This is a genomic window from Rhodoferax antarcticus ANT.BR, from assembly GCF_001938565.1.
GTDB lineage: Bacteria > Pseudomonadota > Gammaproteobacteria > Burkholderiales > Burkholderiaceae_C > Rhodoferax > Rhodoferax antarcticus.
This window is the reverse complement of record NZ_MSYM01000019.1, coordinates 60,624-76,528: the sequence shown is the minus strand read 5'-3', so window position 1 is coordinate 76,528 and position 15,905 is coordinate 60,624. Positions and strand designations below refer to the sequence as shown.

Annotated in this window: 11 protein-coding genes; 8 read left to right on the top strand and 3 right to left on the bottom strand. The window is 60.0% G+C overall.

Features of this window, described 5'->3' with window-relative positions; translation table 11 throughout:
* Nucleotides 1-200 precede the first annotated feature (200 nt).
* The 3 genes from BLL52_RS18470 to argH all read right to left on the bottom strand — a co-directional run bounded on the left by BLL52_RS18470 (nucleotide 201) and on the right by argH (nucleotide 8,367).
* Nucleotides 201-6,218 carry an alpha-2-macroglobulin family protein gene (locus BLL52_RS18470; protein WP_075588116.1) on the bottom strand — a complete coding sequence of 2,006 codons (6,018 nt, stop codon included), beginning with the start codon at nucleotides 6,216-6,218 and terminating at the stop codon, nucleotides 201-203.
* Nucleotides 6,219-6,258: 40 nt separating this feature from the next.
* Entirely contained in the window at nucleotides 6,259-6,780 is a 522-nt protein-coding gene (locus BLL52_RS18465) for an anti-sigma factor (RefSeq protein ID WP_075588115.1), read from the bottom strand.
* Between the two features lie 135 nt (nucleotides 6,781-6,915).
* A complete protein-coding gene (gene argH / locus BLL52_RS18460) occupies nucleotides 6,916-8,367 on the bottom strand; it encodes an argininosuccinate lyase (RefSeq protein ID WP_075588114.1) in 1,452 nt (483 codons plus the stop codon).
* Nucleotides 8,368-8,464: 97 nt separating this feature from the next.
* On the opposite strand from argH, the gene BLL52_RS18455 reads away from it, so the two are divergent.
* From BLL52_RS18455 to BLL52_RS18420, 8 genes are all read left to right on the top strand, one after another.
* Nucleotides 8,465-9,520, top strand: coding sequence for a sensor histidine kinase (locus BLL52_RS18455; protein WP_075588113.1), 1,056 nt, complete (start codon nucleotides 8,465-8,467; stop codon nucleotides 9,518-9,520).
* Between the two features lie 19 nt (nucleotides 9,521-9,539).
* Nucleotides 9,540-10,283, top strand: a complete 744-nt coding sequence (locus tag BLL52_RS18450) for a LytR/AlgR family response regulator transcription factor (RefSeq protein ID WP_075588112.1) — start codon at nucleotides 9,540-9,542, stop codon at nucleotides 10,281-10,283.
* Nucleotides 10,284-10,933: 650 nt separating this feature from the next.
* Nucleotides 10,934-11,665 (top strand): bifunctional demethylmenaquinone methyltransferase/2-methoxy-6-polyprenyl-1,4-benzoquinol methylase UbiE, encoded by a 732-nt coding sequence (ubiE, locus tag BLL52_RS18445; RefSeq protein WP_075588111.1) that lies wholly within the window; start codon nucleotides 10,934-10,936, stop codon nucleotides 11,663-11,665.
* A 42-nt stretch (nucleotides 11,666-11,707) separates the two neighbouring features.
* Nucleotides 11,708-12,685 (top strand): Tim44 domain-containing protein, encoded by a 978-nt coding sequence (locus tag BLL52_RS18440; protein ID WP_075588110.1) that lies wholly within the window; start codon nucleotides 11,708-11,710, stop codon nucleotides 12,683-12,685.
* A 35-nt stretch (nucleotides 12,686-12,720) separates the two neighbouring features.
* Complete coding sequence (locus BLL52_RS18435; protein WP_075588109.1) at nucleotides 12,721-13,275, top strand: hypothetical protein; 555 nt, start codon at nucleotides 12,721-12,723, stop codon at nucleotides 13,273-13,275.
* Nucleotides 13,272-14,837, top strand: a complete 1,566-nt coding sequence (ubiB, locus tag BLL52_RS18430) for a ubiquinone biosynthesis regulatory protein kinase UbiB (RefSeq protein ID WP_075588108.1) — start codon at nucleotides 13,272-13,274, stop codon at nucleotides 14,835-14,837. Before BLL52_RS18435 ends, ubiB begins: the two co-directional genes overlap by 4 nt.
* 54 nt (nucleotides 14,838-14,891) lie before the next feature.
* Nucleotides 14,892-15,230: an FmdB family zinc ribbon protein gene (locus tag BLL52_RS18425; RefSeq protein WP_075588107.1), complete on the top strand. Its 339-nt coding sequence runs from the start codon at nucleotides 14,892-14,894 to the stop codon at nucleotides 15,228-15,230.
* A gap of 32 nt (nucleotides 15,231-15,262) precedes the next feature.
* Entirely contained in the window at nucleotides 15,263-15,898 is a 636-nt protein-coding gene (locus tag BLL52_RS18420; protein WP_083634069.1) for a DUF502 domain-containing protein, read from the top strand.
* The last annotated feature ends 7 nt before the right edge of the window (nucleotides 15,899-15,905 follow it).

Genomic DNA, 15,905 nt, shown 5'->3' with positions numbered 1-15,905 from the left:
GTATTTTGACTTGCCCAGCGTGGGTGCTGTCTATGGCGTCTGTTCGCACCCGCTGCAGCAGCTCGCCACGGCGGTCCAGCACCTGCGTGTCAGACGGCTGGTAGGTGTTTTTACTTGATCAAAAGTGGTTGCAGCCCAGGTAGGATATGCGCAAGCAGCTATTGATATAGAAGCAATGAAACGCCATGCAACATGGCCAGTCACTTGGGAGCCTCCACCTTCACCCGCAAGTTAGGCACCTCACCAAACATCTCCGGCGCGTACATTGCCTCCACCCGCGAGGGTGGCAGGGCAAAGTCGCCAACGTTGTTCAGGCGTAGGGTGTAGGCCATCTTGACCGTGCCTTTGGGCATGAATTGGTAGTAGCTGCGGAAAGCCTCAAAGCTGCGCTCCTCGAAAGCGACCCAGCCGTCACCCTCGCGCTTTTCGCCCTGCATGGCGATCTCGCTGTCGCGCCCCAGGCCGCTGCCCAAAATGGTCGCGCCGCCCGGCACCGGGTCGGTGATCACGGCCCAGCTCATGTCCGCACTGGCGGTCACTTCCAGCGTGATGCGCAGCACGTCACCACGGGTGTAACTGCCAGCGGGCAGGGCCTTGTTGGCTTGCTCTACCGGCGAGATGGTTTTTTTGATCTGGTAGCCGGCAAAGAAAGGCTTCTTGAGCTGCACAGCGGCTACCGACTGCAGCGTTAGCCATGGCTTGCCGGTGCCTTGGTGGGTAACGTTCAAGGTGTCTTGGGCGGCGCTTGGGCCCCAGGGCAGAAACAGGCTGTTGTTGCGCAAATCACCTGCAGCTGCTGGCGCGCCAAACCAGGTGGTCTGGTGCGCGGCGCCGGAGGCGTCGGTGGGCTTGAGGCGTTCCACCTTGCGCCAGTCCACCGCTGCAGGGGCCACGCCGCTCGCCGCGCTTTCCACGCTCTTCGCGCTCTTCGCGCTCTGCAGCGTCGCCTTGGTTATGCCCGCCACCGGCGTAGCCTCAAACCTGGCGCTGAATTTTTCCAGCGCCAGGCTGCCCCACAGGTTGGCGGTGGTGGTGTGCCAGGCGCCGTTTTGCTGGCGGTTGATGAAGCCGTTGGCCAGACGGCCCATGTCGTCTTGCCAGGCTGGGTCGTCCATCACCGCCAGCATCAGGCGGGCGGTGTTGACGTCTGCGTTTTGCATCAGCCACCACCAGTAGTCATCACGCTCGGTGCTGAAAACCATTTTGGTGCCTTGGTAGCTGATGCGCGCGCGCAAAATTAGGTTGGCTTCAGCCAGGCGCTTGTCCCGGTCGGGCACGTCTTGCACGCGTTTCAGGATGTTCAGCCAGTCGATCACCGCGTGGGTGGGCCATTGGTTCGGCGTGATGCTGATGCTGCCAAGCATGCGCGCCTGGGCTTTGCCATAGCGCGACAGCGCCTCGATGGCGGCGAGTTTGCGCACGTCCAGGTCCCCACCTCTGCCGGTTCGCGGGCTCCAGAAATTCCGCTGGATTTTGCCTTCTACAAAACCGATCAGGCCGCGCTCCATGGGCTCGCGCAGCGCGTCGCTCAGGGCAAAAGCCGGGTCGATGCTGGCGGCCACATGCGTGGCGGCCAGCAAGTAGGCGGTGAGGGTGTCGCTGCCGCGGTCGGCTTCACCATCACGTGGCGGGAAGTAGCTGGCCAGACCGTCGCTGTCCAAGTAACTGGGGAGCTGCGCGGTGAGGGTTTGCCACAGCTTGCCGTCACGCAGCCCTATCGCCTTGCTGGCGGTTTGTTCCAGACAAGTAAACGGGTAGTTGGCAAACCAGTCTTTCACACCCGGTAACCCCTCAGCCAGCTTGGGTTGCAGCGACATTTTGAGGCCGCCTCGGCCGGGTATGGCGTCGGCTGGCGGGTTGACTGGCAGGCTCAGCGGCCCGTCGATTTGAACCAGTGTGGCCTGCTGCACGCTGAGCGGTACGGCGGGGATGATGCGCTGGCTGCTCTTGAGTGCGTCACGCGCCCCGCTGAGCGTGTCTTTGGCTTCAATCTCCCACAAGATAGCCTCAAACCGCGTTTGCGCCAACTGCGCCGGGGCTTTCACTGTCCATACAGCCTCACGGGCCTCTAGCCCAGGTATATCAAGGGTTTGTTGCTCTAAATTTAATAACGTTGCACGGGGTGTCACCAGCACCTTCATGGCGGTTTTGGTGGTGTTGCGCAGCGTGATCTGGGCGCGGTACACGTCGTCTTCACGCACCAGCGGCGGCAGGCCGCTGATGATTTGCAGGTCTTGCGTGGCGCGGATGCTGGTGGAGCCGGTGCCAAACAGCCCAGTGGACGCATCCGCCACGGCGACGATCTTGAAGGTGGTCAGCGCATCGTTGAGCGGCACCACCACCGTGGCACTGCCATTGGCATCGAGCTTGACGCTAGGGTTCCATAGCAGCAAGGTGTCGAGTAGCTCACGTGTGCCGCTGTGCCCACCACCGCCACCGGCGGCTACGGCTTTGCGGCCATAGTGGCGCCGACCGATGATTTCCATCTGCGCGGTAGACGTTTCTACACCCCAACTGCGGCGCTGCAGCATCGCGTCGAGCAGGTTCCAGCTGGTGTTGGGCATCAGTTCCAGCAGGGCTTGGTCGACCGCTGCCAGCGCCACTTCGGCATGGGCCGCAGGCTGGCCGTTGGGCAGTTTGACCTGGATAGTGACTTTGGCCTGGCTGCGCACCGCATAGCTTTCCTTGTCAGCCTTGACGCTCACAGCCAGCTGGTGCGATTGTGTGCCGACGCGGATCTCCGCCACGCCAAGGCGGAAGGCGGGTTTGCTCAAATCGACCAGTGAGGTCGGGGCCACGTACTCACGGCCTTCGTACCAAAAGCTGGTCCACCACTCGCGCGGGGCCTTGAAACCCCAGGTGAAGAAGCTGTACCAAGGCACCTCGCGCAGCCGCCCGCGCAGCGCCAGCACGCTCACATAGACGTTAGGGCCCCAGTCCTCCTTGATCTTGAGTTCAATCGTTGGGTCCTGGCCGTTGAGTTGCACCACTTCGGTCTGCAGGATGCCTTCACGCTCTACCGCGACCAAGGCAGTGGCAAAACGAAAGGGCATGCGCACCTGGAATTTGGCGGTTTCACCGGGCTCATAGCTCTTTTTTTCCGGCAGCAGGTCGATGCGGTCGGTATTTGCGCCGCCAAACCACAGCTCGCCTTGTTTGGTGACATAGACGCTGGAGGCGGCCTGGGCGCTGTTGCCAGCGCTGTCACGTGCGGTAACCACCAGTTCCACTTCACCGGCTTCGCTCAGACTGGTTTCGCACAGCAGCAGGCCACGCGCGTCGCTTTTGCCGCTGCAGACGCTGCCGAGTTCTTTCAGACGGGTCTGGTTGTCATAGGTGTAAAAGCCGCCGACCATGCGTTTGCGGCTGGTGGTGGTGATGCGGGCGATGGCCTTGACCTCCAGCGCCACATTGGCCTGAGGTTTGCCGCTCAGGCTGAGTGCCAGCGCCTGGAATGTAATCTTCTGGCTGCTGGACACCCAGCCCTCGGTCTTGATGCCGGCCACCACGCTGGCCGGCCACAGCGTTTGGGTGCTGCGCAGGGTTTGCACCTCGCCATTCGGATCGGCGTAGCTGGCTTGCAGCAGCAGGTCTTGTGGCTGCAGGCTGCTGGGCACCGGGCTAATGGTGAGCTTGCCCGCGCCATTGGCGTCTAGCACCAGCGGCAGTTTGTCGGCAATCACCCTGGCATCCTGGCTGGTGGCTTCCTCTTCCTCGCCTCGGGCGGCGGTGGTGTTGCCCTGCGCAGGGGAAAAGCTGAAGGCGTCATAGTCGCTGAAACTCAGGCTTTTGCTGCGCACCAGCGCCGACACACGGACCGGCAGTTTGCTGGCACCGCCGCCTGAGACGTAATTTACCTGCACATCCACTGGTACGGCTTGGGCTTTGATCAGCGGTTTTTTGTCGCTGGGGGAGATGCGGCCCTGCAGCACCGGCAGGCGAAATTCTTCGACGCGGAACTGGCCACTGGAAAAGCGCTGGCGCTGCTCGCCGCCGCTTAATTCAACTTGGTAAACGCCCAGTTTGGCCGCTGGCGGTATGGCAAACGTGCTCTCGGCGCTTTGGCCCCCGGTGGCCGTTTTGCGCCAGTTAAGCGCTTGGCTGTACTGCTGGCCGCTGCCCACATGGGTGATCACCAAGGTGTCAGGCTGGCTGCTGGCCAGGCCAAAACCTTGCAAGGTCTCGCTGCGCAACAGGTGTTTCATCGACACGGTTTCACCGGCGCGAAACAAGGTGCGGTCAAACACGGTGTGGGCGCGCTCACTGGGTTGCGCGTCAGAGCTGGTGGGCAGGTTAAAGCGCCACGGCTCAATGCCTTTGTTCCAGTCACTCCAGGTGAAAGCCATGTCCAGCACACCGGCTTGCTGGGCGCGGGCGCTGACAAAGTAGGCGTCGCTGTAGCCCTCGTCACCACGGCACACCGGTGCGCGCGGGCTTAAGCCCGTGAAGTTGGCAATGCCTTGCGCATTGCTGGTGGCACTGGCGACTTCACGGCCGTGACAGTCCGACACGGCGACCCGCGCGTTGGCTACCGGCGTGCCTTTGTCCAGCGTGGTGACCCAGGCCAGGGCGTTTTCGCGACCCAGCTTGAAGTGAACACCCAAGTTGGTCACCAGTGCCGAGGTGCGCACGTACATCGTGCGGTTGTTGCCATAACGCGCGTCCAGCAGCGAAGCGCCCAGCCGAGGTGACGCAACTTCCAGCACATGAAAGCCCGGCGTCAGTGGAATGCCGACCACCTCAAACGGGCGCGGGTCATTGCTGGCGGGCTTGGGCAAGTCCAGCGTTTTGACGCCAGCGCGCCCTTGCAGCAAGGACAGCATGCGGGTTTGCACCTCGCTGTTTTTGGGTTCGTCCGGTAGCTGCGGTAGCGGCCCGTTGACATCAAGCATGGCTTGCTTGCGTGACACGCTGTAGCCGTCGTAATGCTGCACGCGTTTAAACCAGGCAATGATGTCAGCGTCTGAAGTCGGGTTGAGGTCGCTGACCTTGCCGCTGGGCGGCTGGCCTGGGCTCAATCCCTTGACCGCCAGCGCGGCTTGCACATTGCGCAGCGTGATCGGCAGCATGGCCACGCCGTCCGGCTCGGCGAAGCGCTCTACGATGCCAAAAGGCGCGGCGGCAAATTTGGCCAGCGGTGGCATGGACCCGGTGGCGACCTTCATCGGAAAGCTGTCGGCATTGCTCAGCGCGCGGCCAGACGCGTCCTTGAAGCTGGCAGGCAACACGACGGTGAACGCGGTCAGCTCCGGCAACACCGGCTTGAAGGTCACGCTGTCCACGACGCTGTCGGCATCGCCGTTGTCTTCGTCAAAACTGGGTTTGAAGCTGTCCTTGGCCGATGTCAGACGGATGCCTTCGAGCAGTTTGCGTTCTACCGGCGCGTTGAAGTTCAGGCGCAGTGGGCGTATTGGCAGGCAGGCTGACTGGGCGTTTTCCCGCTCGCAGGTCAGGCTGGCGGCAAACGGCTCGCGCACCTTGAAATCAAAGCGCGTTTCGACTGAATTGACGACGCCTTTGGCCACGCCTGCTGCGCCCGGACTGGCGACGCCTTTGCCGTATACCAGCGTCACTTTGGTGTCCGGTGTCAGGCGCCGGTTGCAGGCTAGTGTGACAAAGCTCAAGGGATTTTTCGCCGCCTCCACATCCAACCCCTGTGAGGCCAATACCGCGTCGCGGTCTTTGCCGTCAATGAGCCGCACGTTGATGCGTTCACCGATGCCATCGGCGCTGCACCACATATTTGCCTGAAGACTGGCCAGACTGGCTGGGCCGCTGAGCTGCAGGATGAAGAATTGTTCCTCGTCGATGCGTGTGCTAGGGTCCGGCTGGATGCTGCGTACAAACGGACCACCACTATTGAACTTGTAGCTACCAGCGCTTGTAATACCTTGGTTAGAGGCCGATTTGAGTTCTTTTTTGATCTGCGCGGTGCAACTCACGCCCGGTGGCAGATCTGCTGAGAAGTCGAAAACCCATTGCCGGTCACTGAGCCAGCGACCCGTGCCCTCATTAGCCTTGGCGTCGCTGCAACGCAGGTCCAGCGGCGCGCTGGCTTTGGGGTCGCCAAAGTTGACCGCAGCGGTGTCAAACTTCACCACCACCTGGTTGATACGTGCCACTTCACCCTGGGGCGAGAAGCTGACTACCTGAAACGCATGGCCGATAAAACTGCAGGCGAGCAGGCCGCCAGATGCCAGGATTTTCTTGAGGTTCACAGGGTGCCCTTGGAGTGAACCCTATCCTAGCCCAAGCGGTTTACATCGCTTTCTGGATCAATGTGCCGGTATAAAGGTAGGGCAAGCGCGGTTGACGACCGGCTTCGACACCGCCTTTGGCCTCAACACTGATGATCAGACCGGTGGCCTGCGAGAGAATTTTGTCAGACACTGGCAGCTGCGCTGTTTTCAGCTTCGGCGTGAGCACGCCAAGTGACAGGGGTCGGCCCTGGTCATCCAGCGCCCACAGCTGCATGCTCTGCTCGCGACCTTCCTCGACATCGTTGAGGCGCTGGATTTGCAGCTGGCCGTCCTGCGTGTCATAGGTGATCAGTTGTGCCGGCGTGTTTTTATCGTCCATCAGCACTGCTACGTATTTGATTTGCGACACCAATTTCAGCTTGGTTTGCATGTGGCCGATTTGCGCCTTGAACTGCTCCTGCATGCTGAAGATGCTGGCAACGGCGACCGACAGCAGGATCAGGCTGGCGATGGTGGCCAGACGCCAGCGCTGCAGGCCCCAGTTGTACGGTGGGGGAGGGGCTTGGTTGGGTTCGGTCATGATGGTCAGTTATGTAGTGAGTTGGAGATAAGGTCGCAAGCATAGGCAAGATTGGCGCCCATGTTAGCGTCAGCCACTGGCCGGGTGCTAGCTGCCATGAACCGGTCAAGGCGATGACCGTTGGCCCTTTTGTTGCTAGGCAAGTCGTTGCCCATGCTGCGCGATCTGTAAGCGCACCTGGCGGGGTGCGGTGCCACCCAGTATGTCGCGGGCGTTGAGCGAGCCGCGCAGTGACAACACGTCAAACACGTCCTTCTCGATGTTCGGGTTGAACTCTTGCAAAACCGCCAATGGCAGTTCCGATAGGTCGACCTGGTGCGAGATTGCCGCCTTCACCGCGTGGGCCACGGTTTCATGCGCATCGCGAAACGGCAGACCCTTCTTGACCAGATAGTCGGCCAGATCGGTGGCGGTGGCGTAGCCTTTGAGGGCAGCGCGCTCCATGGCCTCGGCATTTACCGTGATACCACCTTCTTTCTGGCCGGTGTCGGTATTGATCTGGCCACCGATCATTTCGCTGAAGATGCGCAGCGTGTCTTTCAAGGTGTCGACCGTGTCAAACAGCGGTTCTTTGTCTTCCTGGTTGTCCTTGTTGTAGGCCAGGGGTTGGCCTTTCATCAGTGTGATCAGGCCCATCAGGTGGCCGACCACGCGGCCGGTCTTGCCGCGAGCCAGTTCGGGCACGTCGGGGTTTTTCTTTTGCGGCATGATGGAACTGCCGGTGGTGAAGCGGTCGGCAATTTTGATGAAACCGAAGTTCTGACTCATCCAGATGATCAGTTCTTCACTCAAACGGCTGATATGCACCATGCACAAAGCGGCAGCTGCTGTGAATTCAATAGCAAAGTCTCGGTCGCTGACAGCGTCGAGGCTGTTTTGGCAGACTTGGGGTTCACCTGCATCGTTGACCATGGCCAAGGTCTTGGCCACGCGCTCGCGGTCCAGCGGGTAGCTGGTGCCCGCCAAAGCTGCAGCGCCCAGCGGCAGGCGGTTGACGCGCTGGCGCACCTCGCGCATGCGCTCAGCGTCGCGGCTGAACATTTCCACATAGGCCAGCATGTGGTGGCCAAAACTGATGGGCTGCGCCACCTGCAGATGGGTGAAGCCGGGCAGGATCACCTCAACATGCTTCTCGGCCACCTCCAGCAAAGACTTTTGCAGGTCGGTTAGCAGGCCGGTGATCAGATCCATCTCGCCGCGCAGCCACAGCCGCACGTCGGTGGCGACCTGATCGTTGCGCGAGCGGCCAGTGTGCAGGCGTTTGCCAGCATCGCCCACCAGCTGCGTCAGGCGCGCTTCGATGTTCAGGTGCACGTCTTCCAGGTCGAGCTTCCATTCAAAGACACCGGACGCAATCTCGTTGGTGATTTGCGCCATGCCTTGCTCAATGGCCGCCAGATCTTGCGCCTGGATGATGCCTTGCGCGGCCAGCATGTCGGCATGCGCCAGGCTGCCGGCAATGTCAGCCTGCCACAGGCGCTGGTCAAAAAACACGCTGGAGGTGTAGCGCTTGACCAGGTCGCTCATGGGTTCGGAGAACAGGGCCGACCAGGCCTGGGATTTTTTGTCGAATTGGTTTTGACTCATGGGGGTGCAGCGCAGTGATCGTTTGAGGAGGGCTTTTGACCGGGAATCATCAATAATGGGTGGCGGTACAAACAGGGCCGCCGCAACACTTTGGTCAATGAAAGATTCGCAAATTTTATCGGTCTTCCAGGAAACGACCTCGCAGCCTCTGGGCGGCGAGCCGCTACCCCCTGCGCCAGACTCGCTGGTATTTGATGCCTGCCGGGTCGGCGTGGTGCTGCGCGCCGTGTTGTTTGTCGAGGGCGTGGTGGGCGTGGTGGCGATGTTTGGCGCGGCCGATGTGTTGCAGTGGCTGACTCGCCTCTCCTTGGTCACCGGCGCTGCCTTGCCAGCGACTTTGGTGTGGCTGATTGCCGCTTGTAGCCTGAAAAAGGTGCTCGCTCGCCTCACACCCGCGTTTCAGCAGGTGGCGGGGGTGCTGCTGGGTGCGCTGGCAGGGGTCTATGGCTGCGGCGTTTTGTGGTTCATGGGGCTGCTGGACGTGGCGCCCTGGTGGGCCAGTGCCTTCAGCGGGGCGCTGCTGTCAGCGCTGCTGGTGGCCGCTTTGGTGCTGCGCGCCAAAGGCAAAACGCCTGCCGCAACCACTGCCCGGCTGGCCGAATTGCAGGCGCGCATCCGGCCGCATTTTTTGTTCAACACCTTGAACAGCGCGATTGCTCTGGTACGCGCCGAACCCCGCCAGGCCGAGCGGCTGCTGGAAGACCTCAGCGATTTGTTTCGCTACGCACTGGCCGAGCAGCACCAAAGCGTCACCGTGGCCGATGAAATTGCGCTGGCGCAGCGCTACCTGGCCATCGAGCAGGTGCGTTTTGGCGAGCGCATCCAGGTCGAATGGTCGCTCGACGACGCTGCAGCCGGTGCGCGCCTGCCGCCATTGCTGCTGCAACCCTTGGTCGAGAACGCGGTGAAACACGGGGTCGAGCCCAGCGCCAGCGGTGCCCGCATCCGGGTCAGCACACAGCGGCGCGGCTCCAGCGTGGTGATCAAGGTCAGCAACACGGTGGGGCCAGCGCCAGCGCATGCTCCCGCCGGGCACGGCCTGGCTTTAAAGAATGTGCGCGAACGGTTAAGCCTGCTGCATGACGTGCTGGGGCGCTTTCAATATGGTTTGAAAGACGGTGTGTTTCAGGTCAGGATCGAGGTGCCGGTATGAGGCAAACGCAGGTGTGCTCATGGCCTTGAGAGTGTTGATCGTTGACGATGAAGCCCTGGCGCGAAGTCGGCTGAAAAGCCTGCTGGCCGATTGCACCGCACCCGGCGCGCTGGTGGTGGGTGAGGCTGCCAACCTGGCGCAAGCCATGCAATGCGTGGCGCACCAGGCAGTGGACCTGGTGCTGGCCGACATCCACATGCCCGGTGGCGACGGGTTGGCGCTGGCGCAGGCCCTGCGCGCCTTGCCCAGCCCACCGGCGGTGGTGTTTGTGACCGCCCACATGGAGCACGCACTGCAGGCGTTCGAGTTGGAGGCGCTGGACTACCTGACCAAACCAGTCCGCCTGGAGCGCCTGCAGGCATCACTACAAAAAGTAGAGCGGTTAACGCATATGAATAAAGGGCTAGAGGCCGATTTGGCTGATGAAACCCTGCTCATTCAGGAGCGTGGCCGCACCGAGCGCTTGCCGCTCTCTGAGGTGTTGTACCTGAAGGCCGAGCTGAAATACATCACCGTGCGCACCGCCAGCCACACCCATATGTTGGAAGGCTCCCTGAGCGATCTGGAAAGCCGCTATGCCAGCCGTTTCTTGCGCATCCACCGCAATGCGCTGGTGGCGCGTCAAGCCGTGCGCTCGCTGGAGCGGCATCACGATGCGGCTGAGGGCGATGGTTGGGCGGTTCGGCTGGACCGGGTCAGCGAGCCGCTGTTTGTCTCGCGCAGGCAACTCGCCGCGGTGAAGGCGCTGATTGAAGCGCGCTGAGTGCTGGCTGCTGGAAGCTGGAAGCTGGAAGCTGCGGCCACCCAGCTTGACGGGTGCGATTCAAACTGATGCGACATCCTGAAGAGATCAAGATTTCCCGTCAACCCCGGCGCAGCACCCAACCCGGCACGGCGCACCCAACCCGGCACGGCGACTGGGTTATGCGCATACGGCCTCTAGGTGAAAACACACGCGAAACGGCAGGGTCAAGATGCCAGCGACTGTTGGCGCGCGCCTTTCACCCCGAAGCCCGGTCGCATAACCCAATCACCGTGCCTCGCTGCGTCTGGGTCAGAATTTCTGCTGTCAAAAATTCACCTCCATTCGCGCCATAGCCAATGCAGGCAACTTTTGACTCGCCCCCTGCCAGCGCACCAAAACGCTCGCTAAATCAGTCGGGTGATGCGCTTTGCGTAGGTAAAGGAGAAGACCGCACAGCGGGCGGGGGACACGTAGCAAAGCGCATTGCCCGGCTGATTCAACCACCACGGTGATATCAGCTTCGACCCAATAGACGCGTCTGAGGTCAACATCACTTTGAATCGCACCCCAGCTTGGCCACACGCCGACGTGCTAAACCATAGGCGGGGATAATCCACTTTGCGCGTATTTTTCACCCTGAAACCTTTACACCCGACACCATCAAAGCCATGAGTACCACCCATTTTGGATTCAAAGACGTCGACGAAACCGAAAAAGCCAGCCATGTGAAGGGCGTGTTTGACTCGGTGGCACCGAAATATGACCTGATGAACGACCTGATGTCGATGGGCTTGCACCGTGCCTGGAAGGCCTACACCGTAATGGTGGCCAACCTCAAGGAAGGCGACAAGGTGCTGGACATTGCCGGCGGCACCGGTGACCTGTCGCTGGCTTTTTCCAAAAAAGTGGGCAAGTCGGGCTGTGTGGTGCACACCGACATCAACGAAGCCATGCTCAGTACCGGACGTGACCGGCTGGTGGACCTGGGAGTATTTCTGCCCACACTGGTGTGTGATGCTGAAAAACTGCCTTTCCCTGACAACCATTTCAACCTAGTGAGTGTGGCGTTCGGGCTGCGCAACATGACCCATAAAGATGTGGCGCTGACTGAAATGAACCGCGTGCTCAAACCCGGCGGCAAGTTGTTGGTGCTGGAGTTCTCCAAAGTAGCCAAGCCGCTGGAAAAGGCCTACGACTGGTATTCGTTCAACATCCTGCCCAAATTGGGCGAGTGGGTCGCAGGAGATGCGTCCAGCTACCAGTATTTGGCCGAATCCATCCGGATGCACCCCAGCCAAGAAGCGCTCAAAACCCTGATGAAATCTAGTGGCTTTGGCCATGTGGACTACCACAACCTGACCGGTGGTCTGGTAGCCTTGCATGTCGGGATCAAATGTTGACCTGAATCATCGATCAATACTTTGAAAAATACAGGAGATGCTATGAAAAGGTGGCTGTGGGTTTTGACTATGAGCATGGCGCTTTTCGCCGGTCATGCTGATGCCAAACGCTTTGGCGGTGGTAAGTCGTTTGGGCAGCAGTCCAACAACGTGACGCAGCGCCAGGCGACCCCGCCATCGGCAGCCCCTGCACCGGGCGCTGCCAAGAATCCAGCGGCCGGAGCAGCAGCTGCGCCAAAGAAGCCATGGGGCGCGGGTGCGATGTTGGGTGGTCTGGCAGCTGGCTTGGGCTTGGCCTGGCTGGCAAGTTCGCTGGGCTTTGGTGAAGAGATGGCGCAGTTCATGATGTTTGCGCTGTTGGCGCTGGCGATCATGATGGCCGTGGGTTGGTTCATGCGCTCACGCAAGGCGCAGGCCAGTGCTCGCTCGGCTTCACCCTTTGCGTTTCAGGGCGCGGGCCCCGCACAGACCCCAATGCCTGCCAGCTACCGGCCGGAAAATGTGGGCAACGACGCTTCAGCCCGTCCTTGGGAGCGCAGCGCTACCGCGTTTGACAGCGCAGGCATGTCGGGGGCGGCTCCAGCCTCGAGTTCCATGATCGGTTCAGGCCTGTCGGGCTCGCAAAGCTGGGGTGTTCCGGCTGGCTTTGACACTGAGGGCTTTCTGAAGTCTGCCAAGGCGAATTTTGTCTCGCTGCAGGCTGCCTGGGACAAGTCTGATATTGCGGCGCTGCGCGTGATGATGACCGACACCATGCTGAAAGAAATCCAGGCTCAGTTGGCAGAGCGTGAAGTGCATACCGGTGGTCCGGTCAACCTGACCGAGGTGGTGATGATTGAAGCGCACCTGCTGGGCATTGAAGATTTGGGCTCCGATTACATGGCCAGTGTCGAGTTTTCCGGGATGATCCGCGAAGAGCCATCTTCGGGTCCGGCACCTTTCCGGGAAGTGTGGAACATGACCAAGGCGAAGAACGGCCAAAGTGGCTGGCTGGTAGCAGGGGTTCAGGCCCTGCAATAAGGTTCCGTCACAAAATTCAGGAATAATCGGGGACTATGGCAACACAGTCCCCTTTTTCATTTCTGGAGGGTCTCCTCCAGCAACTTCCTCTGCCCAAACTCACGCCGCCTGAATGGGCGGTGTCTGAGGCGCAGCACCGCATTGTTTTGCTGCTCAACCATGTGCTGATGCAGGAAACCGAAGCCACAGCCCGTCTGGCCCGCCAAAATGGCCGGGTGATGCTTGTGCAGTGGCGCTCTTTCTCCTTCAAGCTGCAGGCCACGCCCGCTGGCCTGCTGGATCTGGCAGCCCCAGACGCGCAGGCCGATCTGGTGCTGACAGTAGCTGCCGACGAGGCTGTCTTGGCTCTTGCTCAGACCGCTTTGCGGGGTGAACGGCCTACTGTGCGCATTGAGGGCGATGTGCAGCTGGCCGCTGAAGTCAACTGGCTGATCGAGCATGTCCGCTGGGATGTCGAGGAAGATCTGGCGCGGATTGTGGGCGACGTCCCTGCCCGAGTGATGTGTCAGTGGACCATGAACATGGTCATGGGCCTGCGCCAGTTTGTCAGCAAGGCATCCACTTTCGTTCCCGGCCAAGCCTCCAGATGAGGCGTCTTTTTCGCAGTGTCTTCATCCTTTGGGTGTTGTTCCGCTATGGACTTGATGAACTGGTGCTGTCCAGCCAGCAAGCCCCCTGGCTTAAGCGAACGGCTCGCACCATATCCTGGGGACGAGACCTAAGCGCCCCGCGCGGTCAGAGGATTCGTCTGGCTTTGGAGAGCCTGGGCCCGATTTTTGTCAAGTTTGGCCAGGTCATGTCCACGCGGCGAGATTTGCTCCCGGTGGACATCTCCGATGAGCTGGCGCTGCTACAAGACCGGGTGCCCCCTTTTCCCAGCGAAGTGGCGGTTGCGATCATCGAAAAAGCTTTCAAGCGCAAGCTGGAAGATATTTTTGTGTCTTTCGAGCACCAGCCGGTTGCCAGTGCCTCGATTGCCCAGGTGCATTTTGCAGTGATCAAGGACCGTGATGGTCGGCTTCGCGATGTGGCGGTGAAAGTCTTACGGCCAGACATGTTGTCAGTGATCGACAAAGATCTTGACTTGATGCGCATGATGGCGAATTGGGTGGACAGGCTGTCCGATGACGGCAAGCGGTTGAAACCCCGCGAGGTGGTGGCCGAGTTTGACAAATACCTGCATGACGAGCTGGATCTGGTGCGTGAGGCATCCAGCGCAGCACAGTTGCGCCGCAACATGGCTGACCTTGATCTGGTGCTGATCCCGGAAATGTTCTGGGATTACTGCATGCCCACCGTGATGGTGATGGAGCGCATGCGTGGTGTGCCCATCAACCAGGTAGAGCGCCTGCGCGCCGCTGGTGTAGACATCCCAAAGCTGGCGCGCGATGGCGTCACCATCTTCTTCACACAGGTCTTTCGCGACGGTTTTTTCCATGCAGATATGCATCCGGGCAATATTCAGGTGAGCCTGGACCCTGCCACCTTTGGACGCTATATCTCGTTGGATTTTGGCATTGTTGGTACCCTAACCGAAGTCGACAAAGAGTATCTGGCGCAAAATTTCACCGCGTTTTTCAGGCGTGACTACAAGCGCGTGGCCGAGTTGCACATTGAATCGGGTTGGGTGCCCCAGACAACGCGCGTGGACGAGCTTGAATCCGCCATCCGCTCGGTGTGCGAGCCTTATTTTGACCGTCCTCTGAAGGAAATCTCACTTGGGTTTTTGCTGATGCGCTTGTTTCAGACCTCGCGGCGTTTCCAGGTCGAGATTCAGCCGCAACTGGTATTGTTGCAAAAGACCCTGCTCAACATCGAAGGTTTGGGGCGTCAGCTGGATCCGGACCTGGATCTCTGGAACACCGCCAAGCCATTCCTTGAAAAATGGATGCTGGATCAGGTGGGTCCGAAGAAATTATTTCAGCAGTTACGCAATGAAGGCCCGCGCTACGCCAAGCTGCTGCCAGAAATACCCCGGCTGATGGTGGAATTCCTGCAAACCCATCGGCGCGGTCGCAACGACGAGGTGCTGGCTCTTTTGTTGGAACAGAAAAAAACCAACCGTTTGCTGTCAACGATCGTCTACGGCGGGGTGGGTTTCGTGCTCGGTCTGGTGGTGTTGCAGATCATGATGCGACTGCGGCTGTTTTAGCCTGCCACTTTATAATCGTAGGCTTTGCGATTCTTTCTCCAAGGTCTGAACAACATGCCAATTTATGCTTATAAGTGCGACTCCTGCGGGTTTGCCAAGGACGTGTTGCAAAAAATGTCTGATGCGCTGCTGTCCGAGTGCCCCAGCTGTGGAAAGTCCACCTTTACCAAGCAGTTAACTGCCGCCGGTTTCCAACTCAAGGGTTCGGGCTGGTACGCCACTGATTTCAAGGGCGGCAGTGGTGGTCCAGCGGCACCTGCGCCGGTGGCGTCTGAGGGTGGTGGCGCGACGGAGGTCGCGCCAGCCAAGCCAGCCGCTGCGGGGGCGGCGGCAAGTACGGCTGCAGCGCCTGCTGCGGCCGGTTGTGGTGGCGGTTGCGCCTGCCACAGCTAAGCGCTGCTTACAAAAAGAAAGAAGCCGTGCCGATAAAAAAATACCTGCTCACCGGACTGCTGGTCTGGCTGCCTCTGGCGATCACCATTTGGGTGCTGCTATGGCTGATGGGCTTGCTGGATGGCATTTTTTTAGCGCTTTTGATAGCCGTGCAGGCCGTCTCCCCCGAATCGATGGCAAGTTTTTGGGAGCGGTTCAAACACATTCCTGGCCTGGGTGTGGTGCTGGTCTTCAGTGGCTTGCTGGTGTCGGGCGCCTTGGTGTCGAATGTGGCAGGGCGCTGGTGGCTGGTGCAGGTCGATCGTTTGTTGACACGTATTCCGGTTTTCAAGTCGATTTACAACGCGGTCAAGAAAGTTTCTGACACGCTGTTTTCCAGTAATGGCAATGCTTTTCGTAAAGCCCTGCTGGTGCAGTATCCCCGTGCCGGTGCCTGGACCATCGCTTTTCAGACCGGCAGTCCCAACGGCGAAGTCGCTGATCACCTGGGCACTGACTTTGTCAGCGTCTATGTGCCAACCACGCCGAATCCGACCAGTGGTTTCTTTTTGATGTTGCCACGCACGGATGTGATTGAGCTCAAGATGAGCGTGGATGAAGCATTGACGTATGTGATCTCGATGGGCTCGGTGGCACCTGCCGCGCCGACGGGTGTTTTACCCAAATAATTTTTGG